Below are 24463 nucleotides of genomic sequence, written 5' to 3'. Positions count from 1 at the left end.
CCGGTGGATTCCGCGGTCCCGGCGCCCCCCGTCACGGTCACTCGCCGGCGGGGGCCGCCGGGGCGAACAGCAGCTGCGCGAGCCCCCGGAACACCTCCTCCGGATCCCGGTCGCCCACCGCGCCGCTCAGGTTGCCGCTGAGCAGCAGCGTGGCGAAGCCGTGGGCCAGGGACCAGGCGGCCACGCCGGTGAGCCGGGCGTCGTCCCCGCCGCCGGAGGGGAGGCCGGTGACGCCCGCACGCAGCTCGACCGACGCCCGCTCCTTCGCCGCGAGCAGGTCCGGGTCGTCGGCGCGGTAGAGGTCCGGCTGGAACATCACCTGGAAGTGGGCCGGGTGTTCGGCGGCGAACCGTACGTACCGCACGCCCCGCTCCCGCAGATCCGGTGCGTCGGCCAGGGCGTCGGCGAACAGCCCGTAGCCCTCGGTGGCGATGGCGGTGAGCAGGCCGGTGCGGTCCTTGAAGTGGTGGGCGGGCGCGGCGTGGGAGACGCCGGCCCGGCGGGCCAGATCGCGCAGGCTGAGCGCGGTGGGGCCCTCGGTGCGGATGACGTCGAGGGCGGCGGTGAGGACGGCCCGCCGCAGGTCGCCGTGGTGGTAGGTGCGGTCGCTGCTCATGGACGGAACCCTACGCGGAATCTAGTCATTGACAAGTTTGCAGGGCGGGGCGCACTCTGGTCTTCGAGGGATATCTAGTCACTGGCAAGATTGAAGCTGCTGCGGAAGGCGGAGACATGTCCGACGAGCTGGGACGCGTACGGCAGATGTGGCACCTGCTGGAGCCCCTGCACGCTGTTCTCTACTACGCGCCGGAGGCCTTCGAGGAGGCCGCGGCGCTCGGGTACGCGGTCGACGAGCGCTGGCCGAGCTACTTCGCGTGGCGGGCGGCGCCGCTCGGGGAAGCCGGAGCCGGCCTGGTCACGGAGACCTTCTGTACCTTCAGCCCGGCGATGGTGGACGAGTACGTCCCCGCCGTCTGGTCCGTCGCCTCGCCCGACGCCGTGCTCGCCGCCCGGGGCCGGGCCGTCGACCGCGCGTACCGGACGATCCTGGGGGAGGCGGCCACCGCGCCGGACACGGCCGAGGCCGCCGCGCTCCTGCGACGCGTCGCGGAGGCCGCCGACACGGCGGGCCGCCCGCTCGCCGCCGCCAACGCCGCGCTGCCCTGGCCGGACGAACCGCACCTCGCGCTCTGGCACGCGGCGACCGTCCTGCGCGAACACCGCGGCGACGGCCACCTCGCGGCGCTCGCCGACGCGGAGCTCGACCCGGCCGAGGCGCTGGTCTCGTTCGCCGCCGTCGGCGCGGCGCGCCCGGAGGTGTTCGCGAGCCGGCGCTGGAGCGACGAGGAGTGGACGCAGGCCCGCGAACGGCTGCTGAAGCGCGGCCTGGTGGCGGACGACGGTACGGCGACGGAGGCGGGCAGGGCGCTGCGCGCCGAGGTCGAGCGGCGCACGGACGAGGCGGCGGCCGCGCCGTGGCGGACGTTGCGGGACGAGGAACGGGAGCGGCTCGTCGAACTGCTGGGTCCGTTGTGGGTGGCGGCGCTCGGCTCCGGGCTGCTGCCGTCGGAGACGACGCTGGGCATCGGAAAGGTGTGATCCGGGCCGCATCCGGAGGGTACGGATGCCATGAACACTCCCTGGCGGGGCAGACGTCCGTAGGATTCCCGGGTTGGTTCGGCTTTCTCCCCGTCAGGACGGCTTCGAGTGATATCTCCCCGCGATTGTCGAGTGTTCGTGCCCGCCCTGGGTGCGCTGACGGTGCTGGCCCTGACCGGCTGCGACCCCGAACAGGTGTCCTCCGGTGGCGGCGGGGCGAGCAGCAGCGCGAACGGCGGCGGCCGGTCCGCCACCGGCTTCGGCGCCAGCCCGCTGGACAACCCGGACGGTACGAAGCCGGGCCTCGCCCCTCTCACCTCGGACGCGGACCGGGCGGCGGCCCGGAAGGTCATCGAGAAGGTGGCGACCAAGGGCCGGGGCCCCAAGACCGGCTACGAGCGGGACAAGTTCGGGTACGCCTGGAAGGACTCGGTCGACGGCATTCCGCTCTCGCGCAACGGCTGCGACACCCGCATTATCTCTATGCTTCGCGCCGTGATGAGTCTGTTCTCGCAGCGTATGCAGGGTGTGGTCGGCTATGCGTAGTGAGAGGCACATGAGTCACAGTCGCCTGCGGACAGGCAGGAAGAAGGCCGTGATCACGGCCGCCATGGCCGCCGTGCTTGTCACGGGCTGCAATGACCTGGAGTCGGGTGGTACCGCCGCAGGATCTGGACCGGACGCCGCCCCCGGCCTCGTGGTGAGCCCATTGGCGAACCCCGACGGTACGAAGCCGGGGCTCGCCGAGCTCACGTCGGAACAGGACAAGGCCGACGCACGCGAGCTCATCCAAGGGCTCACCACAAAGGGGCGTGGGCCGAAGACGGGTTACGAGCGGGACAAGTTCGGCTATGCGTGGATGGATACGGCGGATGGGGTGCCGCTGGCGAGGAATGGTTGTGACACGCGGAACGACTTGCTGAAACTCCACGGACGGCACGTGAAGTTCCGTTCCGGTTCCGACTGTGTGGTCGTTGCGATGGAGCTGTACGACCCGTACACCGGCAAGGACATCGCCTGGAAGAAGGCCAAGGCCACCGAGGTGCAGATAGACCACGTGGTCCCGTTGTCCTACAGCTGGCAGATGGGCGCCGCCCGATGGTCGGAGAGCAAGCGCAAGCAACTGGCGAACGACGTACTCAATCTGCTTCCTGTCGAAGGGCGCGCCAACTCGGCGAAGAGGGACTCGGGACCGGCGTCCTGGCTGCCGCCGAACAAGAAGATCCGGTGCTCGTACGCGGTGCGGTTCGCGCAGGTCGCCGAGAAGTACGAGCTGGCGGTGACGACGGCGGACAAGACGATGATGCTGAAGCAGTGCCAGGGCTGACCGGACACCCATGGTTGCCTCGGCCCCGGGGCGCAGGGTCTCTCGCGGACGTGGTGGCTAAGGTTCGCAGTCATGGACGCCGCCGATCTCGACCGTCAGGCCCGGACTCTGTCCGGCTGCATTCCTCCGCTGCTGGTCTCCCGGCTTCTTGAGCGCGGCCACAGCGATGAGGTGGAGGCCCAGGCCCGTTGTGGGGAATGGTTCTGCGCGCGGGCATGGGCACGGCTGATCGGTGACCAGGGCCGGCAAGCCCAGGCGTTGGAGGCGCTTGCTCCGTACGTCGCCACGGGCTGGTGGCCGGCGGCCCGGACGCAGGCGGAGCTGCTGGAGAGCTGGGGGCGTGCAGAGGAAGCGATCGCGCTGACCCTGCCGTACGCGAGCACGGGAGGGCTCCCGTTGGAGTATTTCGCGCGGCTGCTGGCGCGGCAGGGCCGTACGGACGAGGCAGTTACTCGGCTGAGTGCGGGAATTGAGGACCGGCTTCTTGCCACCGCTCTGGTCGACATCGCCGAGGGAGCAGGCCGGGACGATGACGTCGCCGCGCTGCTGGCCGCCCGCATACCGGACCGCCACCGCTGTGACAGTCCATGGTGCTGCCGCGGTCTCGACCCCGACGACGCGATCGAGCTGCTAGCCACGATCCGTGAACGCCAGGGCCGCGTCGACGAAGCGATCGCCCTGCTGCGCACCCGGTCCATCGCCTCGGTCGACAACCGGGATCGGCTGGCCGACCTGCTGGCGAGACACGGTCGGATCGAGGAACTGCGCGCGTACGCGGTGACCGATCACCTCGGTCACGCCGCACAGCGTCTGGCTGAAGCACTGGAGGAGCGCGGTGACGTGGAAGGCGCGATCGCCGTGTACCGCAGGCCGGACGACTCGCAGGACTTCCGGTGCCACGGCACGGAGCGACTGGCGGAGCTCCTGGCACGGCATGGCCGAGGGGGCGAAGCGGTCGATGTGATGCGAGACCTGGCCGAGGCCCACAACGGGGACGACTGGATCCTGCATACGTGGTCCAACCTATGTCTCGCACAGGGGCGCCCCGAGGACGGCCTGGCGCACCTCGACGCCCTCGCCTCCGCCCGCGGGGGCGAGGAGGAGTGGGACCTGTACTGGATACGGTTGCCGCTGATCGCCGCCCGTGACGGCGTCGACGCAGCGGTCGCTCGGGCCCGCTCCCACCCCGAGGGCGCCACCTCGTATGCGGCGCCGCACATCGCTGAACTGCTCGCCGACGCCGGACGCACCGAGGAGGCTGTTGCCGTTCTCGCACAGCACGCCCCCGCGAACAGCCGCGAACTTGCCGGCCACCTCATCGACCTCGGGCGCGTCAACGACGCTGTCCTGCTCCTTCAGCAGCGCGATTCCGAACCGGTCTCACCTGTCTGGACCGGCTCGCTCTTCAACGACCCCCCGTTCTGAGTCCGCCTCTCGCGGCTGCCTGGCAGACAACACTCAAGCTGAGCAGCCGCAGGCGATGGTGGAACGCGAGCTACGGAGACGGAACAGCCCGCATGGCACGGCGCAGACCGGCCCGTGCGGCGGTGAGGTCGTCCTCCGCTTCACGCAGCTGGTTCTCCAGGGCGGCGATCCGGTTCCTTGCCTCGGACAGCGCTTGCTCCAGGGCGGTATTCCGCTGCTCGATCTCCTGCACCCGCTCGATCAGCTTGTGCTGGTTCACGCCCTCCAACTCGGCGCCGAGGGAGAGCCTGACCCGGTTACGGAGCCGATCGCGCTCCTTCTTGAGGTCCTTGATCTCTTCGCGGGCCAGTGCGAGATCCGTCCGCAACCCTGCCGGAGACACCTGGGACGCTTCCGGAGCGGGGGAGTTCTGACGACCTCGCGTTCGCTGGGCGGAGATGCCGTCCTGAACAGCCTGGTGCACCTGGGGCTGGTTGTAGACGAACCACGTGGACACCGAGGCCTCCCGTGCCACTTGGGCGACGGTGATCCGTCGCCCTGAGCGGAGAAGGGCATCAACGGAGTCGAGTGCACGTTTTGTCTTCTCTTCGCTGTCCTTGGCGCGGCTGACGCGCAGCCGCTCGATCCGGGCGATCCGGTCGTTGCCGCTGGAAGCAGCAGGGATCATCATTCGGGGCTCCGTGTCGTCAGAGACTGCAGGGGGACGAAGGCCGCTGCCGAACGTGCCTTGCGCAGCTGACGTGAGGCGGATTCGACGGCGACTCGCTCCTCGGCGGGCAGCGCGTCCAGCTTCCGCCGCATCTCGTCGGCCGACTTCGAGTAAGCGCGGATCTGGTCGTCGAGATTGCGCACGACCCAGTCGGCGGCGTCCATCGCCAAGGCGGCTTCCTTGTCGGCCCGCAGGTCCGCGATCTGCTGCTCCAGAGCAGGTAGGTAGGAGGGGTCGGGCCGGTAGAAGTCGCATCCGGCGCACTGGAAGCGGATGCGGCAGTGCCCGCCCCCGGCCTTGACGTTGCTCGGTTCGGTGCAGCCGCCGTAGGGAACCCCGACGCTTTCCACCTCGTAGGCGAGGGGATCACCGAATCCGCGGGCTGCTCCGTGCCGGTCGACGGCGAGTGCCGCGACCGTTCGCACGGCCTCCTGCTTTCGGCTGAGGGAAACCTTGTAATAGCCCATGGTCACGTCCAGTGAACGGTGGTCCATGAGCTCACGCAGTACGTCGGGGCGGGTGCCCGCGTCCGCATGGCGCTGGGCGTATGCATGTCGAAAGCCGTACGGGACAACCTCGGTGCGGTCGTAGGCGAGCGGGACGCCGTCCTCGCCGAGTCGGTCGTCCGAGAGGTTCGGGATCAGCTCGTCGACCCAGTCGCGGAAGATCCGGTTGCAGAACTGCGCGGCCTTCAGATGCCCGCGGCGCGGACGGTTGCGTTGTCCCGGTGAGGGGAAAAGCCACTGGGCACAGGCCGGCACGGTCGGTAGCGCATCGAGTTCCTTCTGCCAGGTCTCGACCAGTTGGGCGGTGCTCTCCGAGACCGGCAGCCGGCGACCGTGGCGTCGCCGTTTGTGGTTGTCGTAGATCAGCGTCGGTTTGCCGTCGACCCGCTCCAGGCAGTCGCGGCGCAGGCTGGTGACCTCGCCCGGACGGCGGCCGGTGTCCCGGAGAACCGCGTAGACGATCTGGTACATCCGCGCGAAGTCGGCAGCCGTCCAGCCGCCGCTCTGGTACCCCGTCGAGGTGCCCAGCAGACCGAGGTGCGCGTCGAGCTGGGCGATCACGTGCTCGGGGATCGCACGACCGAGATCGTCCTCGGTCACTTCCACGGCGGCGATGCTGTGGAAGCGGGGGTTGAGCGCGAACCCGCCGGGAACGTGGTCCATCATTCCGGCCTGACGGGCGTAGTCCAGGAACGTGCGCCAGTGGCGGAGCAGGGCTCTGCGGTGGCTGGTGGAGTAGCCGCGACCGTCCTCGGGACGCTTGGTGATCCGGAACAGGTCCACTACGGCATTCATGTCGGCCATGGCGAGGAGTCCCGGCTCATCCCCATGGGGGCGGCCTGCCAGCGCGGAGGACGCGATGGTCGCCGCGTAGACGGTCTGCCGCAGGTCCACGACGTTGGGGCGGGCCGTGCGGCCGTACTCCTTGACCAGCTCCCGCAGCCAACGCTGCCGCACCGGACGGAAGTCGATGTCGCCGTGGACAGCGGTGTACCCGCGACCGCGCCCTGCCGTCAGTCCGATGAGAGCGCACTCCCATACGTCGCCCGAGGTCGGATCGGTGCCCTCGAACTCGATGCGTGCGCGTCGGACATGCTGGAGAACACCGTTCAGGACGCCGGAGGTCGCGGCTGGAAGCCCGGAGGAGAAGGAGGCGTCCAGGTCGAGGAGTGAGCAGAGCCCGGCGGGGAGGCCGGCCACGATGCGGCGTACCCGCTGGGGGACCAGGCTGATTCCGGCGTCGTCGCGCTGCTGTAGCCCGTACAAGAGCTCCTGGCGGACCGCGGGGCTCACACCCGCGAGCGAGAACTGGGAGACGCCGGGCATCGCCCCGTTCGCATAGGCGTTGGGCCTGCGGCGAGACGGATGCGGGGTGTGCGTGGTGTCGAAGTCCGCAGGGTTGCCCAGGAGGTATCGGGCTTTCCGGCAGGCGTCGCAGCGGGAGCCGTGGCTCACCACATGGGTGGTGCAGGAGGCCACGGAGCAGACGAACACGCTGGTCGTCGGGTTACCAGGATCGGCAGTGAACAGTGCCTGAACGGGGTCCCACTCATCTGTCCGCCAGCCTGACGGAAGGCGCGCCGCGAGCCATGACGACCACTCCGCTTCAACGGAGACGGAGGCAACGACAGCCGAGCGGAGAGGCGCAATGGTCATCGCAGCAGCTCCGATGCGAGGCTGTCGACGGCCGCGCGGAGATCCTCGTCCTGGGCGTGCACGTACACGGCTGTGCTCGCCGACGAGGCATGGCCCAGGAGTGTCTGCACGACGTCGGGAGCGACCCCGTTGCGAATCCAGCGGGTGGCGGCCGTGTGCCGCATCATGTGCGGCCGGGCGGTCAGACCGCAGCGTCTCCCGATCCGTTCGACCACTTGCTTGGCGTTGGAGTACGACAGGGGCCGTCCCGCGTGCAGGCCGACGAGATTGACGAAGACGTAGTCACAGGCGGCGGAGCCGGCCACCTGTTCACGCTCGGCGAGATGATCGCGATACCGATGCACCACCTCTGGCGTCAGTGGAACCATGCGAGGGCGCCCGGCCTTGGCCCGTGCTCCGTTGACGTTGTCCCGCCGAGGCCTGACGTGCAGGTGCGCGCCACCGGTCCGGCAGCCGAGATGGGTGGAGTCGGGGAGTAGATGCATGTCCTCGCGCCGCAGTCCGAGGGCTTCACCGATACGGAGGCCTGCTTCCAGGAGGACGGTCAGCAGAAGCCGGTCACGAGCGGTGCGAGCGGCGTCGATGATCTGATCCGTCTGGGCTCGGGTGAGCGTCTGCGGCGCCCGCTCGATCTCCGCCGCCTTCAGGACACGGGCCTTGACCATCAGGTGCCGGCCGCCCTCGCCGGGATCGAAGCCTGCCGGGGCGTGGGTGAGGAACCGGGGCTCGCTGAGACGCGCGGCGACTTCGTGAGGCACGTGTCCCTGGACGGCGCAGAAGCGGAGGAACTCACACACCGCGGTAAGGGTGGCGTTGACCGTCTTGCCGGTCGGAGGCCGCCCGTACCGGGTCGGTGTCCGCTCGAGGTGGAACTTGAACAGACTCATGTCCCCGAGCCGGACGGTCTTCCAGCCGGTGCCCCGCTCCGTGCACCAGTTGAGGAAGCGACCGATTCTGGGGATGTACGCGCGCTGTGTATGCGGTGACCGTCCGGCTCCGCGCAGGTACAGGGAGAACTCGCGGGCCTCGGGGTGAGCCGCGTAAGTCTCCTCGTCGACCAGGAGCCAGGTGATCTCGCCGGTGGTAGGCGACACGGCCTTCTCTGCACATAACACGGATCTGTTTCCTGTCTTCGATGTCACTCATGTGCCTCATGGCATGGCTGATAACCGTGAGGGACAAGAAGGGGTTACGGCTGTGCCTCATGTACATCGAGGTCAGGAGATAGATAGAGATAACCCGCAACGACCTGCTGGCCCGGGACGGCAAAGAGGTCACACTCCGGTCGGGCTCGGACTGTGTGGTCGTCGCCATGACGCTCATGGACCCGTACACCGGCTCGGCCATCGAGTGGCGCAAGCAGCAGGCCACCAAGGTCCAGATCGACCACGTGATGCCGCTGTCGTACGACTGGCAGATGGGCGCCGCCCGCTGGAACGAGGCCAAGCGGCAGCAGATCGCCAACGACCCGTTGAACCTCCTGCCCGTGGACGGCCCGGCCAACAACGCCAAGCGCGACTCCGGCCCCGCGTCCTGGCTGCCGCCGTACAAGCCGGTGCGCTGCTCGTACGCGCTGCGGTTCGCCCAGGTCTCGCTGAAGTACGAACTCCCGGTCACCACCGCGGACAAGAAGGTCATGCTGGAGCTGTGCGGCGGCTGAGGCTCGGCCTGGCCGGGGCCCGGCCGGGGGTGAGCGCGTGAACGGAACCCGCCCGCGGGCGGGTTCCGTCCTGTGTGCGCGTGGGTGCGGGTCAGAGCTTCAGGTCCCACTGGGTGGCCTCGTACGTAAAGCCGGGGTTGACCTCGACCGTCAGGTTCCCGGCGTCCGCGGGGGCGTCGAAGGCGTAGAGGACCGTGACCTTCTTGCCCGGCAGGACCGTGCCGCTGAAGCCCTCGCCGACCTTGTTGTCGTAGATCTGCTCGGCGTCGACTCCGTCCTTGCCGGCGCGCGCCTCGACGCTGACGAGCAGGGCGTCGAACTTCTCCTTGCCCGCGTTCTCGATGACGACGGCCACCTGGTAGGCCTTGTTGCCCTTGGTGTGCCCGGCCGCGAACGAGTCCGGGGTGTATGAGGTGGCGTCGCCGACCGTGATCGTGACGTCGTCGTCGTAGACCGCCGAGTCGCCGGCCTCCAGGGCCTCGGCGGTGTCCTCCTTCTTTTCTTCCTCCTTGGCGCTCGTGTCGTCCGTGTTCTTGGCGTTGGCCTCCCCGCCGGCCTTCGGCTTCGCGGAGGCGGTCGTGTCCGACACCGCCTTGTTCAGGTCGCTCACCGCGTCGTCGACCGCCTTGAACGTGATCACGGCGCCGACCACCGAGAGGATCAGCGCGATCAGGCCGAGGACCGCGCCGAACGTCGCCATGCTCTTGTTCGTCGCCTCGCCCCTCTTGGCGCGGCCCCGGCCCACCAGCCCCAGGATCAGCGCGATCAGGCCGAGGATGCCCGCCAGCCAGAAGAAGAACGGGACCAGACCCGAGACCGCGCCGATGAGGCCGAGGATCAGTGCCGCCACACCGAGCCCATTGCGCGCGGGGCGCAGGCCGGGGGTGTGGGCGGGGATGTACGGCGGCTGGGACTGCCCGTGCTGCGGGGACTGCGGCGGCTGGGTGAACTGGGACATGGCTGTGCCCTTCGGCAAGTACGTAGATGAGTGGTGAGCGGTTCCACATGCCGCCTTGTGCAGCGACAGGTCAATGACATCATCTCGTGTGAACCGAGTCAACATGATTCACACGGATTGAGGCAGTGCACGTCGTGAACCGGGTGCTGTGAACAGGTCGCTATGCTCGCCGTCACAGCAGTGAACACGGATGGCAGCAGCGGTACGAGCACCAGGGAGACGGCAAGTGCCGGAGAACGCGACAGAGGTGACCGCCGCCGGGATCGCCCGGCTGGCAGGGGTGGGACGTGCCGCCGTCAGCAACTGGCGACGCCGGCACACCGACTTCCCCAAGCCCGTCGGCGGCACCGAGACGAGCCCCTCGTTCGCCCTGCCCGAGATCGAGCAGTGGCTGCGCGACCAGGGCAAACTCGCCGAGGTCCCGCTCCGCGAGCGCGTCTGGCAGCAACTGTCCGGACATCCCGCAGGCGCCGTCCCCGCCCTGTTCCACGTCGGATGCGCCCTGCTCCTCGCGCAGGAGCGGCCCACCGCCTGGCGGGAGATCACTGCGGTGTCCGACGCGCGCATGGCCGGAGTGCTCTCCCTCGCGCTGAACGAGGTGCTCACCGCCCGGTTCGGACCGGCCTCCGGGACCGGCCGCGCGGTTCACAGCCCCGACCGCTCCGAACTCCTGCCGTCCGTACCGCTCCTGCGGGGCGCCGCCGAGCTCGCCGCCGGGTCCGGGGCCCGGGACGCCTTCGAGTTCCTGCTCGGGCGTCAGCTCGACGCCAACCCGCGCCAGTACACGCTCACACCGCCCGGCCTGGCGGACCTGATGGCCGCGCTGGCGGACACCGGCGGCGGCCCCCCGCGCACGGTCCTCGACCCGGCGGCGGGCACCGGCACCCTGCTCGGCGCGGTTCCGCGGCCCACCGCGCTGTACGCCCAGGAGAGCGACCCGGACCTCGCGGCCCTCACCGCGCTCCGTCTCGCCCTGCATGCCGGCCCCGCCGAGCGCACGCTCGCCGTGCGGACCGGCGACACCCTGCGCACCGATGCCTTTCCCGGGCTCACCGCGGACGCCGTGCTCTGCCACCCGCCGTTCAACGAACGCAACTGGGGCCACGACGAACTCGCCTACGACCCGCGCTGGGAGTACGGCTTCCCCGCCCGCACCGAGTCCGAACTCGCCTGGGTGCAGCACGCGCTGGCCCATCTGCGCGAAGGCGGCACCGCGGTCCTGCTGATGCCGCCCGCCGCCGCGTCGCGCCGCTCGGGCCGCCGCATCCGCGCCGATCTGCTGCGCCGGGGCGCCCTGCGGGCCGTCATCGCGCTCCCGGCCGGCGCCGCACCCCCGTACGGCATCCCGCTCCACCTCTGGGTCCTGCGCAAGCCGGACGCCGGACCGCACCCCTCGCCCGAACTGCTCCTGGTCGACACCGCCGAACCCGCCGAACCCGCCTCCGACCGGAGCGGCCGCGACCGGCTCGACTGGCCGGCCCTGCACACCGCCGTGCTCGACGCCTGGCGGCCGTTCAACGGCGAGGCGGAGACCGGCCCGGCATCCGCCCCGAGCCCCCCGGGCGCCGAGAGCAGCCGCCCCCGGCCCGGCGTCAGCCGCACCGTCCCCGTCATCGAACTCCTCGACGACGACGTCGACCTGGCCCCCGCCCGCCACCTGCCGTCCGCGGCCGCGGCCGACGGACCCGCCGAGCTGACCGACGTACGGGACCGGCTGACCAGGAGCCTGAGGCTCGCGGACAGCCTCACCCCACCGCCCGTGGAGATCTCCGACCCCGCCCGCTGGCCCCTCACCACCATCGGCGAACTCGCCCGCGCCGGCGCCCTCCAGCTCCGCACCGGCGGCACCGGCACCGGCCCCGGCTCCGTACTCACCGAGCACGACGTCCTCGGCTCCACCGCCCCCTCGGGGAACCTCCCCGCCGACGGGCCGCACGAGGACCCCGTGCTCGTCGAACCCGGCGACGTCGTCGTCCCCGTACTCGGCGGCGGCTCCGTCGCCCGCGTCATCGACGACGCCACCGCGGGCGCCGCGCTCGGCCGCAACCTCCAGCTGCTGCGCCCGGACCCGGCCGCCCTCGACCCCTGGTTCCTCGCCGGCTTCCTGCGCGGCACCGCCACCAACCGCCGGGCCAGCAGCTACGCCTCCACCGCCACCCGGCTCGACGCCCGCCGCCTCCAACTGCCCCGGCTGCCCCTGGCCGAGCAGCAGCGGTACGGCGAACGGTTCCGCACCCTGGCCGCGTTCGAGGACGCACTGCGCCTCGCCGGCCAACTCGGCGGCCGGCTCGTCCAGGGGATGTACGACGGACTGACGGACGGTACGGTCACGCCGGAGTGAGCGGAACCACAACGGTTCCGTACAACCCGGGGCCCCTTGTCGGTGTCGCCCCTTACGCTCGGTTCTGCGCGCACGCCCAGGTGCGCGCGGACGTCCCATGACCAGGTATCCAGGAGCAGCCATGTACGCCCCGGGCCAACCGCCGACGGCGCCGCGCAGAGTCCCCTCCAGGGCCTGGATCGTGTCGATGCGCGTGCTGTTCACCGCGCTCGCGGTGTGCTCCTGCGGCCTGCTCCTGTGGGCGCCCCTGCTGCGGCTGGCGTTCGTGCGCCGCAGAACCGCCGACTGGTGGGTGAGCGGAGCCGGCTTCGTCCTCGCCCTCACCCTGCTGCTCGTCATCGGCAGGGACGGCGAGGACGCCCACGGCGTCGACTTCGTCCTCATACCGATGCTGTTCCTCGCGATGGCCGCCGCCGCCGCGTACTACCTCGTCGCCGACATCCGCCACTACGCGCAGCTGACACGGCAGAACACCCTGGGCGGCCACCTGCCGCCGGCGCCCGGATACGCCTACGCCCCCACGGTGCCCATGCAGACCCCGCCCGTACACCCCCTGCCCCCGCAGCAGTACCAGCAGCCTCAGTCCACGCCCCCCGCACACCAGCCGCAACCCCCCGCCCAGCCGCCCCACTCGACGCCCCAGCCCCACCCCCAGCGCATCGACCAGGTACGCGCCGAACTCGACGAGCTCAGCGACTACCTCCGTAAGGAGGAGGGGCGGTGAGCGGTCGCCTCATCGGCGGACGGTACGAGCTGGCCACGATCCTCGGACAGGGCGGGATGGGCCAGGTCTGGACGGCCTACGACCAGCGCCTGGACCGCCGGGTCGCTGTCAAACTGCTGCGCCCCGACCGTGTCACCGGCCCCATCGGCAGCAACGCCGCCGAGGAACTGCGCCGCCGCTTCGTCCGCGAATGCCGCGTCACCGCCCAGGTCGACCACCCGGGCCTCGTCACCGTCCACGACGCCGGCAGCGACGGCGACGAACTGTTCCTCGTCATGCAGTACGTCGAGGGCGCCGACCTCGGCGACCACCTCGCCGAGCACGATCCGTACCCCTGGCAGTGGTCCGTCGCCGTCGCCGCCCAGCTCTGCGCCGTCCTGTGCGCCGTCCACGCCGTGCCGATCGTCCACCGCGACCTCAAGCCCCGCAACCTGATGGTGCGCCCGGACGGCACCGTCCTCGACCTCGGCGTCGCCTCCGTCCTGGACACCGACACCACCCGCCTCACCCACACCGGATCGCCCATCGGATCCCCGGCCTACATGGCCCCCGAGCAGGCCATGGGCGGCGCCGTCGGCCCGTACACCGACCTGTACGCCCTCGGCGTGCTCCTGCACGAACTCCTCAGCGGAGACGTACCGTTCGCCGGCTCCACCGCCCTCGGCGTACTCCACCGCCACCTCTACGAACCGCCGGCCCCCGTCCGCCAGATCCGGCCCGACATCCCGGAACCACTCGAAACCCTCGTCCTGCGACTGCTCGCCAAGGACCCGCAGCACCGCCCGGCCAGCGCCCAGGAGGTGTACGAACACCTCGCCCCGCTGCTGCCCACCCGGAACTCCGGACAGCCCTCCGGACCGCTCGACCCCACCCGCCCCTTCCTGCGCCCCCATGCCCCGTGGCCCGACCGCGCCGCTACCCCACCGACTGCCCAGCCCGCGCCGATGCCCGCACGGCCGGACGTCGCCGCCGCCGTCGACGAGGTCAAGAGGCTGCTCGGCGAAGGCCGCATCACCCAGGCCGTCGACATGCTCGGCGGCATCCTTCCGGCCGCCGCCGAACAGCACGGAGAAGGCTCCCCGGTCGTCCGCATCCTGCGCAAGCAGTACGCGGCGACCCTCATGGACGACGGCCAGTACCGCCGCGCCCTGCCCGAACTGCGCCGCCTCGCCGACGACCGCGCCGCCGAGGCCGGCCCCGCCGACCTCCAGACCCTGCAGTTCCGCTACGACGCCGCACAGTGTCTGGAACAACTCGGCGAACCGGCCGCCGCCCTCGCCGCGTACCGCGCGGTCCTTCCGTACTACGAGAACCAGTACGCGACGAACAACGACCCGGCACGCTCCTACGAGATCCGCCACCGCATCGGCCAGCTGCTCCTGGCCCTCGGCGACCACGCCGGCGCCCGCGGCCAGCTCCAGTCGCTCCTCTACGACACCGAGCGGATGTACGGACCGCACCACCCGCTGCCCGCCGAACTGCGCCGGCAACTGGAACGCCAGCTGAAGGTCAGGGGCGGCTGAACCGCCACAGGGCCCCCGCCCCGGGCCAGTTCACCCAATCGTCGCCCCCAGGCCATACCCGCCATCCACGCCTGTCACGTTGACCGGCTGATGTACTTTCGTGCTGATCTCGCTGGTGGTGCCCTGCTTCAACGAGGAAGACATCCTCGAACGCTTCCATGAACGCGTGACGGACGAGATGACCCGCCTCGGCCACGCGTTCCAGCTCGTGTACGTGGACGACGGGAGCGCGGACCGTACGCTGCCGATCCTCCAGGAGCTGGCCGCCGCCGACCCCCGGGCCCGCTACGTCTCCTTCAGCCGCAACTTCGGCAAGGAGGCCGCCATGCTGGCAGGCCTCCAGCACGCCGAAGGCGACGCCGTCGTCATCATGGACGCCGACCTCCAGCACCCGCCGGAGCTCGTCGGCCGCATGCTCCAGGAGCACGCACAGGGCTACGACCAGGTGATCGCCCGCCGCACCCGCAAGGGCGACCGCGTCACCCGCACCCTCACCGCCCGCGCCTACTACTGGCTGATCAACCGCCTCGTCGACGTCGAACTCGTCGACGGGGTCGGCGACTTCCGGCTCCTCTCCCGCCGCGCCGCCGACGCCGTACTCGAACTCACCGAGTACAACCGCTTCTCCAAGGGCCTCTTCGCCTGGGTCGGCTTCCCCACCACGACCTTCAGTTACGAGAACGCCGTCCGGGAACAGGGCCGCTCCGCCTGGACCTTCGGCAAACTGCTGAACTACGGCCTCGACGGACTCCTCTCCTTCAACAACAAGCCACTGCGCGCCGCGCTCTACCTCGGCATGCTCCTGATGTCCCTCGCCTTCGTCTACGCCGCCTGGATCGTCGGCGTCGCCCTGGTGAAGGGCGTCGACACCCCCGGATACGTCACCCTGCTCGTGGTCCTCACCGCCCTCGCCGGCGTCCAGATGGTGATGGTCGGGGTGGTGGGGGAGTACGTCGGCCGGATCTACTACGAGGTGAAGCGCCGCCCGCACTTCCTGGTCAAGGCCACCAACACCCAGGCACACCGGCCCGCTCGGGAGCCGGAACCCCTGGAGTTCGTACGCCGATGACGGTCAAGGCACAACTGGCCCGCTTCGCCCTCGTGGGCGCCGTGAACACCGGCACGTACTACGGCTGCTACCTCGTCCTGCTGCACTGGCTGCCGTACATAGCCGCACACGTGCTCGCCTTCGCGCTCAGCATGACCGGCTCGTTCTTCCTCAACTCCTACTTCACCTACCGCACCCGGCCCACCTGGCGGAAGTTCCTGCTCTTCCCGCTCACCAACGCCGCCAACTTCGTCATCACCACCGGCGGCGTCTACCTGCTGGTCGACCTGGCCGGATTCAGCAGCCGCTACGCACCCCTGGTCGCTGCCGCGGCCGCCATCCCCATCACCTTCGTCGTCTCCCGCACGATCATGCTGCGGCCCGACACCCCGCCGAAAACGCCCGAACGCGTCGGCTGATCCGCGCCGCCCGGGGGCCGCATCCGCAACTCCTCCCGAATCGTTGGTCGAATCAGTGGCCCGGACCGGTTCCACTACCTAACATCGATCACTGCAAGGCCTTGTGCACCGCCGCACAATCTCCTCGGGAGGCTCCTTTGCACCGCCGCCGTCGCTCCGCGCTCACCGTCTCCGCCGCACTGCTCACCGCAGCGCCGCTCCTCGCCGCCTGCGGCAGCCAGGCCCACCCGGGCGCCGCGGCCGTCGTGGGCGGGGACCGGATCACGGTGGCCACCGTGCAGGGCCAGGTAGCGGAGGTCCGCCGGGCGCAGGACACCTCGAAGCAGGCCGCCCAGATCACCAACCAGTCCGGCCAGCTCCCCCGCGCCAAGCTGCACGGGCTGATCCTGGACCGCGTCCTGGACAAGGCGTCCGCCGACGCGGGGGTGACCGTCACCCGTGCCGAGATCCAGCAGATGCGGCAGCAGGCCGTCGCCCAGTACAAGGGAGAGGCCGGGCTGCGCGCCGCGGTGCTCCAGGAGCGCTGGATCGCCCCGGACCAGATCGACGCCTTCCTGCGCGAGCAGATCCAGCTGACCAAGCTCGGCCAGGCACTCGGCGCCGACCCGACGACCCCGGCCGGCACGAAGACCCTGGGCGACGCGCTGACGAAGGCGTCCAAGGCGCTGAAGGTCGACGTCAACCCGCGCTTCGGCACCTGGAACAACCAGCAGATCCAGCTCGCCGAGTACAAGGCCCCCTGGATCTCCCAGGTCACCAAGCCGGCCCAGTCGGCCGCCGAGGCCGGGGCCTGAGGACTGTCCGACGGCCGGGGTAGATTCGCCTTGTGAACGCTGAAGACCCCGGCCGCATCGTCCTGCTCACCGCCAGCCACCGCGTCGCGCCCGGACTCCTGTCCTGGCCCGCCTGGCAGACCCTGCACGCCGCCGACCGGGTGCACTGCGGGGAGCAGGACCAGCCGCAGCTCCCCTATCTGCGCGAGGCGGGCATCACCGTCACGCTCGGCGTGCCCGACGCGCAGGAGCTGGTGGATGTGTGCGCCGGCGGCCGGACCGTCGTCGTCCTCACCGGCGGCGAGGGCAACCAGCCACTGACCGACGGACTGGCCCGGCTGGCCGGTTCGGGCCGGGTGCGGATGCCGAACCTGGAGCTGCTGCCGGGTTCGTACGACCTTCCCGGCGCCCGGCTCCTCGATCTCGTCCAGGTCATGGACCGGATCCGCCTCGAATGCCCCTGGACCTCGCAGAAGACCCACAAGGGCCTCGCCAAGTACGCCATCGAGGAGGCGTACGAACTCGTCGAGGCGATCGAGGACGGCGACCGCGAAGAGCTCCGCGAGGAGCTCGGGGACGTACTGCTCCAGGTCGTCTTCCACGCGCGCATCGCGGAGGAAGGCCTTCCGGGAAGCGGAGACGAGCCGTTCTCCATCGACGACGTCGCGGCCACCCTCGTCGAGAAGCTGATCCACCGGCACCCGCACGTCTTCGGCGACGAGACCGCCGAGACACCGGAGGACGTCCACGCGCACTGGCTGCGCACCAAGGCCATCGAGAAGCAGCGGGAGTCGGTCACCGACGGGGTGCCGCTCGGCCAGCCAGGACTGGCACTCGCCGCGAAGCTCGCGAGCCGGGTCCGTGCCGCCGGACTCGACGTCCCTCTCCCAGCGACCGGGGGCGAGGGCGACGAGATCGGCTACCGCCTCCTCGCCCTGGCCGTGCGCGCCCAGGAGGACGGCATCGACCCGGAAGCGGCACTGAGGGCCGCGGGGCGTGCGTACCGGGATGCCATCAGGGCGGCGGAGGGCGTCGGCTGAGGAGAAGCCGACGTGGTGATCAACCGGCCCGAGGAGTGAACTCCACGGGAAGTGTCCGCAGCCCACGCATGATGAGACCGCCACGCCACCGTAGGTCAGCTGGGTCCGCCGCGAGCTGAAGGTCCGGCAGGCGGCGGAACAGGGTCTCCAGCGCGGTACGGCCCTCGAGCCGGGCGAGGGGTGCGCCCAGGCAGTAGTGGATGCCGTGGCCGTACCCCAGGTGCTGGTTGTCCCGCCGGGACAGGTCGAGCGTGGCCGGCTCCGCGAACCGGGCCGGATCGCGGTCGGCCGCAGCGAGGACCACGAGAACCGGATCTCCCTCGCGGATGTGCTCGCCCCCGATGTCGAGAGCTTCCGTGGCGTAGCGCCAGGTAGCCAGTTCCACCGGGCCGTCGAAGCGCAGCAACTCCTCGATGGCGGTGTCCAGGAGACCGTTGTCGCCTCGCTGGATCGCACTCTGGAACACGGCACGCTGCGGGGGGTTGCGGAAGAACGCGTGGGCGCTGTTGCCGATCAGATTGATGGTCGTCTCGAAACCCGCGAAGAGGATCACGAAGCACATCGCGGCGGCCTCGTTCTCGGTGAGGTGCTCGCCGTGGTCGCTCGCCCGGATCAGACCGGAGATCAGGTCGTCGCCGGGGTTCTCCCGCTTTCTGTGAATCAGCTCGGCGAGGTAGGCGCGGATCTTCTTCACTGACCGGGCGACCCCACCGCGCGGCCCGCCGCCGTGCCGGATCATCATGCCCGCCCAGTCGCGGAAGTCGTCCTGATCCTCTTCGGGTACACCGAGCAGATCGCAGATGGCGTAGATGGGGAGCGGGAAGGCGAAGTCATGGATCAGGTCGGCCTCGCCCTTGTCCGCGAAATCGTCGATGAGCCGGTCCGCCAGTTCCTGCACACGGGGCCCGAAAGCGGCGATCGTCCGGGGCGTGAACGCCTTGGACACCAGTCGGCGCAGCCGTGTGTGGTCCGGCGGGTCGATGTTCAGCAGATGCGTCATGAGGTTGGCGCTGCGCTCGCCGGGGATGCCGGTCTTGCTCTTTCCCCGGGCGTCCTCGGCGTGGTGTGCCGGGTTCTTCGAAAGGCGGCTGTCGGCGAGAGCCTGTCGTGCGTCCGCGTACCGGGTGACGAGCCACGCCTCGACGCCGCTGGGCAAGGTCGTCCGGTGTACGGGGCTGTGCTCCCTCAGCCAGGCGTAGGCGGGGTACGGGTCGGTGGCGAACTCCCAGGTGAAGAGTTCGGGCGGCGGGGTGCGGTTCACGTGACGACGGTATCGGGCGTCTGTCGGTGAGCCGCCTCGGCCGGTGTTCCCAAGGGTCCGTTCCGAGATGCTCCGCGGGCTCTGTGTCGAACATCAACGGCCCCGGCGAATCAGCTCCGCTGAACCACCACCAGCAGGAGTAGCCTGCCCGAAAAAGGACCTTGCGCGGCGTGACAATCAGCACCTCGGTTACGGTCACGGAATCCACTGCTGCCTGGGAGCACCGCTCACCCGGCTGGAGGGGCAGGCTGCGCTCGGGACTCTTCTGAAGCGCCTTCCTGACCTGCGGCTTGCGGGAGAACCTGCCGATTTTCGGTGGCGTGGCGGGCTCATCATGCGTGGACTGCGCACGCTCCCGGTGGAGTTCACGCCCGGGTCGGTGCGCGATGAAGGTGACATTCTGTCAACTCTGTGACTTTCACGTGATCTCTGCTGCATCGACTTGTGACATGCGTTCGAGTCCCGCTAGGTTCACCGTTCGACTCACCAGTCACTCGTCAGTCACACGGAAGGCATCCCCATGGGCTCCGCTAACGGCAGACACCGTCGCCCTCGGCAGGCACCCGCCATCATCGTCGCCGCAGGCGTGACCGGTTCGGCCATCGCCATCCCGCTGCTCGGCGCGGCGGGCGCGCACGCCGCAGACGCCTCGACCTGGGACCGCGTGGCCGAGTGCGAGAGCGGCGGCATGTGGAGCGCCGACCTCGGCAACGGCTACTACGGCGGCCTGCAGTTCTCGCAGGAGGTCTGGAAGTCGTACGGCGGCGAGTCGTACGCCGAGCGCGCCGACCTCGCCAGCCGCTCGCAGCAGATCGCCGTGGCGGAGAAGGTCCTGGACGACCAGGGGCCGAAGGCGTGGCCGAGCTGTGCGGTCATCTCGGGTCTCGTCGTGGACAGCGGGCTGCCGGGTGTGGACCCGGGCAGCACTCCGTCGGCCGACCCGACGGAAAGCGTGGACCCGTCCGCGAGCACCGATCCGTCCGCGAGCACCGACCCGTCCGGGGACGCGACCCCGTCGGACGACGCGTCCTCGGGGGCGAAGGCGCCGTCGGGCGATGCGAAGGACGAGGACGCGAAGCCGGACGCGTCGGCGTCCCCGTCGGCCACGCCCTCCGCCACCCCCTCCACGACGCCCTCGGGTGACGCCTCGGGCGCCGAGAAGGGCACCTCCGGGCAGGAGACGGGCGGCAAGCACCGCGGCACGCCGGCGCCCGAGGAGACCCGGGAGAGCGGCCGCAGCGGCGACCGGGACGCGGGGCGGCATGCCTCGCGCGGTGACGGTGGCGCACGCGACACCGGCGCCTCCGCTGCTGACGGTGCGTACACCGTCCGCGCGGGCGACAACCTGTGGGCGATTGCTGATGCACAGAAGCTGCCCGGCGGGTGGACGGCTCTGTACGAGGCCAACAAGGCCGAGGTGGGCTCCGACCCCGACCTCATCCTGCCTGGCCAGAGCCTCGATCTCGACGTGAAGGCCGAATGAGCGCGGTCTGATGATCAGCTGAAAACACCCCAAATATTGGGGTAGTTAAGAGGCCTATGTCCCACTTTTGACCAAGTGAGACATGGGTCTCTTTGCGTGAACTGGCGCGTCTTGTCCGGGAGGTCCCGCCACATCCGTTCCCACCTGCGCAAACGGCACTTCTTCAGATGCAAGTAAGGGCTGTTTATCCGGTATGTCCATCTTTGGATATGAGGGTGGGGTGTGTTTACGGTCGGAACCGCTCGCACCGCGGGCCCCGTCGATCGTCACGCCGAATCCTGCCGTCGGTCGAAGGGAACAGACGCGTAAAGCGCCGTAGGCAGGAGCGGGGGACCCAGGTAAGCGCCGGACCCGATCGTCGCAAGACGCATCAGGACCGGCTTGGGGTGAAGTCGCGTGCTAGGACGTGCGACCGGGCAACTCACTTGGCCCGAACCCGACAGCTCACCTCGTAGGCGTCGGTGAGGAGAAGTCTCGATGCTGCTCAACAGCAAGGGCAACAAGCACCGCCGCCCGTCCAAGGCCGTCCGTATCGCCACGCTCGCCGGTGTCACCGGTGCCGCCATCGCCGTGCCCCTGATGGGTGCGACCGGCGCCTCCGCCGCCTCCGTCTCCACGTGGGACGCCGTCGCCCAGTGCGAGTCCGGCGGCAACTGGTCCATCAACACCGGCAACGGTTACTACGGTGGCCTGCAGTTCTCGCAGTCCAGCTGGGCCGCCGCCGGTGGCACCCAGTACGCGGCCCGCGCCGACCTGGCCACCAAGGCTCAGCAGATCGCCACCGCCGAGAAGCTCCTCGCTCTGCAGGGCCCGGGTGCCTGGGCCTGTGCCGGCGCCGGCAACCTGAGCAACGACGGCGTCGACCCGGGCGTCGACACCGGCTCCTCCGCCGCCAAGACCGAGACCGCCCCGAAGCAGGAGTCCGCTCCGGTCCAGAAGGCCGAGCCGAAGAAGGCCGAGCGCACCGAGGCCCCCGCCACCAACCGCTCGGACCGCGCCGCGGCCCCGAAGAAGACCGTCACCACTCCGACCGGCAAGAAGGTCGCGAAGGGCGATGGCGAGTACAAGGTCGTCACCGGCGACTCCCTGAGCAAGATCGCCGCCGACCACAAGGTCAAGGGCGGCTGGGCGCAGCTCTTCAAGCTGAACAAGGACATCGTCACGGACGCCGACCTGATCTACCCGGGTCAGCAGCTCCACCTGACGAAGTAGTCGCGATCTCTCCTCGCTGATGACCCCGGCCGCCCCGGCCCGGTGCGCACCTTCCCCCCGTGCGTTCCGGTCCGGGGTGGGCCGGTTTCTGCGTTGTTCGTTCAACTGTTGTCGTTACTGGCCAGTAAATTTCTGGCCGTTTGTCCCGCTGTGCCTGCCCTTGGGTCCTTTTTCGTCCCAGGGGACGGGCGGTCGGCCGGTTGCGGCGGCCGAGCCGGTTAGGCTCTTGTCGCAAGGCCAAAGCGACCCTGCACCACAAGCGTCACATCCCAGAAGGAGATGCCTCGTGCCGTCCATCGACGTCGTCGTAGCCAGGGAAATCCTCGACTCCCGCGGAAACCCCACGGTCGAGGTCGAGGTCGGCCTCGACGACGGCAGCACGGGCCGTGCTGCCGTTCCGTCCGGCGCCTCCACCGGCGCGTTCGAGGCCATTGAGCTTCGCGACGGCGACCCCAACCGCTACCACGGCAAGGGCGTCGAGAAGGCCGTCCTCGCCGTGATCGAGCAGATCGGCCCGGAGCTCGTCGGCTACGACGCGACCGAGCAGCGGCTGATCGACCAGGCGATGTTCGACCTGGACGCCACGGAGAACAAGGGCTCGCTCGGCGCCAACGCCATCCTCGGCGTCTCGCTCGCCGTGGCCCACGCCGCCTCCGAGGCCTCGGACCTGCCGCTGTTCCGCTACCTCGGTGGCCCGAACGCGCACCTGCTGCCCGTCCCGATGATGAACATCCTCAACGGTGGGTCGCACGCCGACTCCAACGTGGACATCCAGGAGTTCATGATCGCGCCGATCGGCGCGGAGTCGTTCTCCGAGGCCCTGCGCTGGGGTGCCGAGGTCTACCACACGCTGAAGAAGGTCCTGAAGACCAAGGGCCTGTCCACCGGTCTCGGTGACGAGGGCGGCTTCGCGCCGAACCTGGAGTCGAACCGCGCCGCCCTGGACCTCATCGTCGAGGCCATCAAGGAAGCCGGTTACGCCCCGGGCAAGGACATCGCGCTCGCGCTCGACGTCGCCGCCTCGGAGTTCTACAAGGACGGCAAGTACGAGTTCGAGGGCAAGTCCCGCTCGGCCGCCGAGATGACCGAGTACTACGAGGAGCTCGTCTCCGCGTACCCGCTGGTCTCCATCGAGGACCCGCTGTACGAGGACGACTGGGCCGGCTGGAAGGTCATCACCGACAAGATCGGCGCCAAGGTGCAGATCGTCGGCGACGACCTCTTCGTCACCAACCCGGAGCGTCTGGCCCGCGGCATCGAGGAGGGCTCCGCCAACGCCCTGCTCGTCAAGGTCAACCAGATCGGTTCGCTGACCGAGACCCTGGACGCCGTCGAGCTGGCCCAGCGCAACGGCTTCAAGTGCATGATGTCGCACCGTTCCGGCGAGACCGAGGACGTCACCATCGCCGACCTCGCGGTCGCCGTGAACTGCGGCCAGATCAAGACCGGCGCCCCGGCCCGCTCGGACCGTGTCGCCAAGTACAACCAGCTGCTGCGCATCGAGGAGATCCTCGACGACGCCGCGGTGTACGCGGGCCGCTCGGCGTTCCCGCGCTTCAAGGGCTGACACCCAGGTCCGACGAAGCCCGGCGGGGTCAAGTGCCCCGGCCTCCGTCCGTCCCCGCACTCGGTCCCGTACCGTGTGCGGGGACGGACGTGCGTAATGGGGAGGCGGAGACATGGCCGCGAAGGACCGGGACCGGTTCTCCACCGCGACCCGGCTGCGGTTGCTCGGTGAGCAGACCGCCGCCCGCGTCTACCGCTCCCAGAACCGCCGTCAGGCCCGCCGCTCCCGGCTCACCGGCCGGGCCGCCTTCCTGGCCCTCGTGGTCTGCTCGCTGATCGTCGCCCTCGCGTATCCGATGCGGCAGTACGTGTCGCAGCGCGACGAGATCGCCGACCAGGAGCGGCTGGCGCAGGAGGCCGAGGCCCGCACGGAGGAGCTGCGCGACGAGAAGGCGCGGCTCCAGGACGACGCGTACATCAGGCGGCTGGCCCGCCAGCACCTGCACTACCTTCTTCCCGGGGAGACCGGCTACACGGTGGTCGACCCCGACGCGGTCAAGGAGCGCAACGGGACGCCGGAGGAGACCGACCGGCCCTGGCACTCCAACCTGTGGGACGGCGTCGACAGTGCCGACCGCGGCTGACCCGCATCCCTTCCCGTACCTCTGCAGAACCGCAGTTCGAGCAGCCCGATCAGAACCCTAGGCAGGCATGGAAACGCCCCCTCCCCAGACCGAGTCCACCGCGCCCACCGACGCGGACATCGCCGCGTTCCAGCAGCAGCTGGGGCGTCCGCCGCGAGGTCTGCGCGCGATCGCGCACCGCTGCCCGTGCGGCAACCCGGACGTGGTCGAGACGCAGCCCCGGCTGGAGGACGGTACGCCGTTCCCGACGACGTTCTACCTGACGTGCCCGCGTGCGGCCTCCGCGATCGGCACGCTGGAGGCGAACGGGGTCATGAAGGAGATGACCGAGCGCCTCGGTACGGACCCCGAGCTCGCCGCGGCCTACCGGGCGGCGCACGAGGACTACATCGCGCGGCGTGACGCCATCGAGGTGCTGGAGGGCTTCCCGAGCGCGGGCGGCATGCCGGACCGGGTGAAGTGCCTGCACGTGCTCGTCGGGCACTCGCTGGCCGCGGGGCCGGGGGTGAACCCGCTCGGGGACGAGGCGATCGCGATGCTGCCGGAGTGGTGGCGCAAGGGGCCGTGTGTGTCGCCCTGCGGCGCGCCGGACGGGGACGAGGGCTGAGCGTCCGTACCCGGGGGCGCTGCCCCCGGACCCCCGCTCCTC

21 protein-coding genes, 3 pseudogenes and 1 riboswitch are annotated in these 24463 nt (G+C 70.1%); of the genes and pseudogenes, 18 read left to right on the top strand and 6 right to left on the bottom strand.

Going from position 1 to position 24463, the window contains the following annotated elements:
- Positions 1–37: 37 nt before the first annotated feature.
- Entirely contained in the window at positions 38–616 is a 579-nt protein-coding gene (locus OG446_RS14400) for a TetR/AcrR family transcriptional regulator (RefSeq protein ID WP_328894410.1), read from the bottom strand.
- A 116-nt stretch (positions 617–732) separates the two neighbouring features.
- On the opposite strand from OG446_RS14400, the gene OG446_RS14395 reads away from it, so the two are divergent.
- From OG446_RS14395 to OG446_RS14380, 4 genes and pseudogenes are all read left to right on the top strand, one after another.
- Positions 733–1599, top strand: coding sequence for an SCO6745 family protein (locus OG446_RS14395; RefSeq protein WP_328894409.1), 867 nt, complete (start codon positions 733–735; stop codon positions 1597–1599).
- Positions 1600–1707: 108 nt separating this feature from the next.
- A pseudogene (locus OG446_RS14390) lies at positions 1708–2073 on the top strand (HNH endonuclease); the annotation flags it as partial.
- An 82-nt stretch (positions 2074–2155) separates the two neighbouring features.
- Complete coding sequence (locus tag OG446_RS14385; protein ID WP_328894408.1) at positions 2156–2926, top strand: HNH endonuclease family protein; 771 nt, start codon at positions 2156–2158, stop codon at positions 2924–2926.
- A 72-nt stretch (positions 2927–2998) separates the two neighbouring features.
- Positions 2999–4351, top strand: coding sequence for a tetratricopeptide repeat protein (locus tag OG446_RS14380; protein ID WP_328894407.1), 1353 nt, complete (start codon positions 2999–3001; stop codon positions 4349–4351).
- A gap of 70 nt (positions 4352–4421) precedes the next feature.
- Here the strand turns inward: OG446_RS14380 and OG446_RS14375 are convergent, their stop codons facing one another.
- The 3 genes from OG446_RS14375 to OG446_RS14365 form a co-directional block, all read right to left on the bottom strand.
- Positions 4422–5021: a DUF6262 family protein gene (locus OG446_RS14375; RefSeq protein WP_328894406.1), complete on the bottom strand. Its 600-nt coding sequence runs from the start codon at positions 5019–5021 to the stop codon at positions 4422–4424.
- Complete coding sequence (locus OG446_RS14370) at positions 5018–7045, bottom strand: tyrosine-type recombinase/integrase (RefSeq protein WP_328894405.1); 2028 nt, start codon at positions 7043–7045, stop codon at positions 5018–5020. The genes OG446_RS14375 and OG446_RS14370 overlap by 4 nt, the downstream gene beginning before the upstream one ends.
- A gap of 173 nt (positions 7046–7218) precedes the next feature.
- Positions 7219–8316, bottom strand: a complete 1098-nt coding sequence (locus OG446_RS14365) for a tyrosine-type recombinase/integrase (RefSeq protein ID WP_328894404.1) — start codon at positions 8314–8316, stop codon at positions 7219–7221.
- Positions 8317–8459: 143 nt separating this feature from the next.
- Between OG446_RS14365 and OG446_RS14360 the strand changes: the two are divergent.
- Positions 8460–8882: pseudogene (locus OG446_RS14360) on the top strand (HNH endonuclease family protein); the annotation flags it as partial.
- Positions 8883–8973: 91 nt separating this feature from the next.
- Here the strand turns inward: OG446_RS14360 and OG446_RS14355 are convergent.
- Entirely contained in the window at positions 8974–9840 is an 867-nt protein-coding gene (locus OG446_RS14355) for a DUF4190 domain-containing protein (RefSeq protein ID WP_328894403.1), read from the bottom strand.
- 226 nt (positions 9841–10066) lie between these two features.
- On the opposite strand from OG446_RS14355, the gene OG446_RS14350 reads away from it, so the two are divergent.
- The 7 genes from OG446_RS14350 (at position 10067) to OG446_RS14320 (ending at position 17708) form a co-directional block, all read left to right on the top strand.
- On the top strand, positions 10067–12181 hold the full coding sequence (locus OG446_RS14350) for an N-6 DNA methylase (RefSeq protein ID WP_328894402.1): 2115 nt from the start codon (positions 10067–10069) through the stop codon (positions 12179–12181).
- A 121-nt stretch (positions 12182–12302) separates the two neighbouring features.
- Positions 12303–12905 (top strand): hypothetical protein, encoded by a 603-nt coding sequence (locus OG446_RS14345; RefSeq protein WP_328894401.1) that lies wholly within the window; start codon positions 12303–12305, stop codon positions 12903–12905.
- A complete protein-coding gene (locus OG446_RS14340; protein WP_328894400.1) occupies positions 12902–14428 on the top strand; it encodes a serine/threonine-protein kinase in 1527 nt (508 codons plus the stop codon). The genes OG446_RS14345 and OG446_RS14340 overlap by 4 nt, the downstream gene beginning before the upstream one ends.
- Positions 14429–14528: 100 nt before the next feature.
- Positions 14529–15497: a glycosyltransferase family 2 protein gene (locus tag OG446_RS14335; RefSeq protein WP_328894399.1), complete on the top strand. Its 969-nt coding sequence runs from the start codon at positions 14529–14531 to the stop codon at positions 15495–15497.
- The gene (locus OG446_RS14330) at positions 15494–15895 is read left to right on the top strand and encodes a GtrA family protein (RefSeq protein WP_328894398.1); all 402 of its coding nucleotides are present in this window, start codon (positions 15494–15496) and stop codon (positions 15893–15895) included. The genes OG446_RS14335 and OG446_RS14330 overlap by 4 nt, the downstream gene beginning before the upstream one ends.
- Positions 15896–16032: 137 nt before the next feature.
- Positions 16033–16689: a SurA N-terminal domain-containing protein gene (locus OG446_RS14325; protein ID WP_328894397.1), complete on the top strand. Its 657-nt coding sequence runs from the start codon at positions 16033–16035 to the stop codon at positions 16687–16689.
- 32 nt (positions 16690–16721) lie between these two features.
- On the top strand, positions 16722–17708 hold the full coding sequence (locus tag OG446_RS14320) for a nucleoside triphosphate pyrophosphohydrolase (RefSeq protein ID WP_328894396.1): 987 nt from the start codon (positions 16722–16724) through the stop codon (positions 17706–17708).
- A gap of 19 nt (positions 17709–17727) precedes the next feature.
- On the opposite strand, the gene OG446_RS14315 is transcribed toward OG446_RS14320, so the two are convergent.
- Positions 17728–18969: a cytochrome P450 family protein gene (locus tag OG446_RS14315; protein ID WP_328894395.1), complete on the bottom strand. Its 1242-nt coding sequence runs from the start codon at positions 18967–18969 to the stop codon at positions 17728–17730.
- Positions 18970–19123: 154 nt separating this feature from the next.
- Between OG446_RS14315 and OG446_RS14310 the strand changes: the two are divergent.
- The 6 genes and pseudogenes from OG446_RS14310 to OG446_RS14285 form a co-directional block, all read left to right on the top strand.
- Positions 19124–19384 (top strand): annotated as a pseudogene (locus tag OG446_RS14310) (cytochrome P450); the annotation flags it as partial.
- 105 nt (positions 19385–19489) lie between these two features.
- The gene (locus OG446_RS14305) at positions 19490–20452 is read left to right on the top strand and encodes a transglycosylase family protein (RefSeq protein ID WP_328894394.1); all 963 of its coding nucleotides are present in this window, start codon (positions 19490–19492) and stop codon (positions 20450–20452) included.
- Between the two features lie 301 nt (positions 20453–20753).
- Positions 20754–20925: riboswitch (cyclic di-AMP (ydaO/yuaA leader) on the top strand.
- A gap of 4 nt (positions 20926–20929) precedes the next feature.
- Positions 20930–21664: a transglycosylase family protein gene (locus tag OG446_RS14300; RefSeq protein WP_328894393.1), complete on the top strand. Its 735-nt coding sequence runs from the start codon at positions 20930–20932 to the stop codon at positions 21662–21664.
- Positions 21665–21950: 286 nt separating this feature from the next.
- Complete coding sequence (gene eno / locus OG446_RS14295; RefSeq protein ID WP_073738482.1) at positions 21951–23231, top strand: phosphopyruvate hydratase; 1281 nt, start codon at positions 21951–21953, stop codon at positions 23229–23231.
- Between the two features lie 112 nt (positions 23232–23343).
- A complete protein-coding gene (locus tag OG446_RS14290; protein ID WP_328894392.1) occupies positions 23344–23814 on the top strand; it encodes an FtsB family cell division protein in 471 nt (156 codons plus the stop codon).
- 67 nt (positions 23815–23881) lie between these two features.
- The gene (locus OG446_RS14285) at positions 23882–24421 is read left to right on the top strand and encodes a DUF501 domain-containing protein (RefSeq protein WP_326661419.1); all 540 of its coding nucleotides are present in this window, start codon (positions 23882–23884) and stop codon (positions 24419–24421) included.
- The last annotated feature ends 42 nt before the right edge of the window (positions 24422–24463 follow it).

Origin of the sequence: Streptomyces sp. NBC_00236 (genome assembly GCF_036195045.1) — a bacterium.
Taxonomy (GTDB): Bacteria; Actinomycetota; Actinomycetes; order Streptomycetales; family Streptomycetaceae; genus Streptomyces.
This window is presented reverse-complemented; position numbering and strand designations above follow the sequence as displayed.

Excerpts from the sequence above, each read along its gene's own strand:
- OG446_RS14400 (WP_328894410.1), bottom strand. The coding sequence starts at position 616 with ATGAGCAGCGACCGCACCTACCACCACGGCGACCTGCGGCGGGCCGTC.
- OG446_RS14395 (WP_328894409.1), top strand. The coding sequence starts at position 733 with ATGTCCGACGAGCTGGGACGCGTACGGCAGATGTGGCACCTGCTGGAG.
- OG446_RS14385 (WP_328894408.1), top strand. The coding sequence starts at position 2,156 with ATGAGTCACAGTCGCCTGCGGACAGGCAGGAAGAAGGCCGTGATCACG.
- OG446_RS14380 (WP_328894407.1), top strand. The coding sequence starts at position 2,999 with ATGGACGCCGCCGATCTCGACCGTCAGGCCCGGACTCTGTCCGGCTGC.
- OG446_RS14375 (WP_328894406.1), bottom strand. The coding sequence starts at position 5,021 with ATGATGATCCCTGCTGCTTCCAGCGGCAACGACCGGATCGCCCGGATC.
- OG446_RS14355 (WP_328894403.1), bottom strand. The coding sequence starts at position 9,840 with ATGTCCCAGTTCACCCAGCCGCCGCAGTCCCCGCAGCACGGGCAGTCC.
- OG446_RS14345 (WP_328894401.1), top strand. The coding sequence starts at position 12,303 with ATGTACGCCCCGGGCCAACCGCCGACGGCGCCGCGCAGAGTCCCCTCC.
- OG446_RS14330 (WP_328894398.1), top strand. The coding sequence starts at position 15,494 with ATGACGGTCAAGGCACAACTGGCCCGCTTCGCCCTCGTGGGCGCCGTG.
- OG446_RS14305 (WP_328894394.1), top strand. The coding sequence starts at position 19,490 with ATGGGCTCCGCTAACGGCAGACACCGTCGCCCTCGGCAGGCACCCGCC.
- OG446_RS14300 (WP_328894393.1), top strand. The coding sequence starts at position 20,930 with ATGCTGCTCAACAGCAAGGGCAACAAGCACCGCCGCCCGTCCAAGGCC.
- OG446_RS14290 (WP_328894392.1), top strand. The coding sequence starts at position 23,344 with ATGGCCGCGAAGGACCGGGACCGGTTCTCCACCGCGACCCGGCTGCGG.
- OG446_RS14285 (WP_326661419.1), top strand. The coding sequence starts at position 23,882 with ATGGAAACGCCCCCTCCCCAGACCGAGTCCACCGCGCCCACCGACGCG.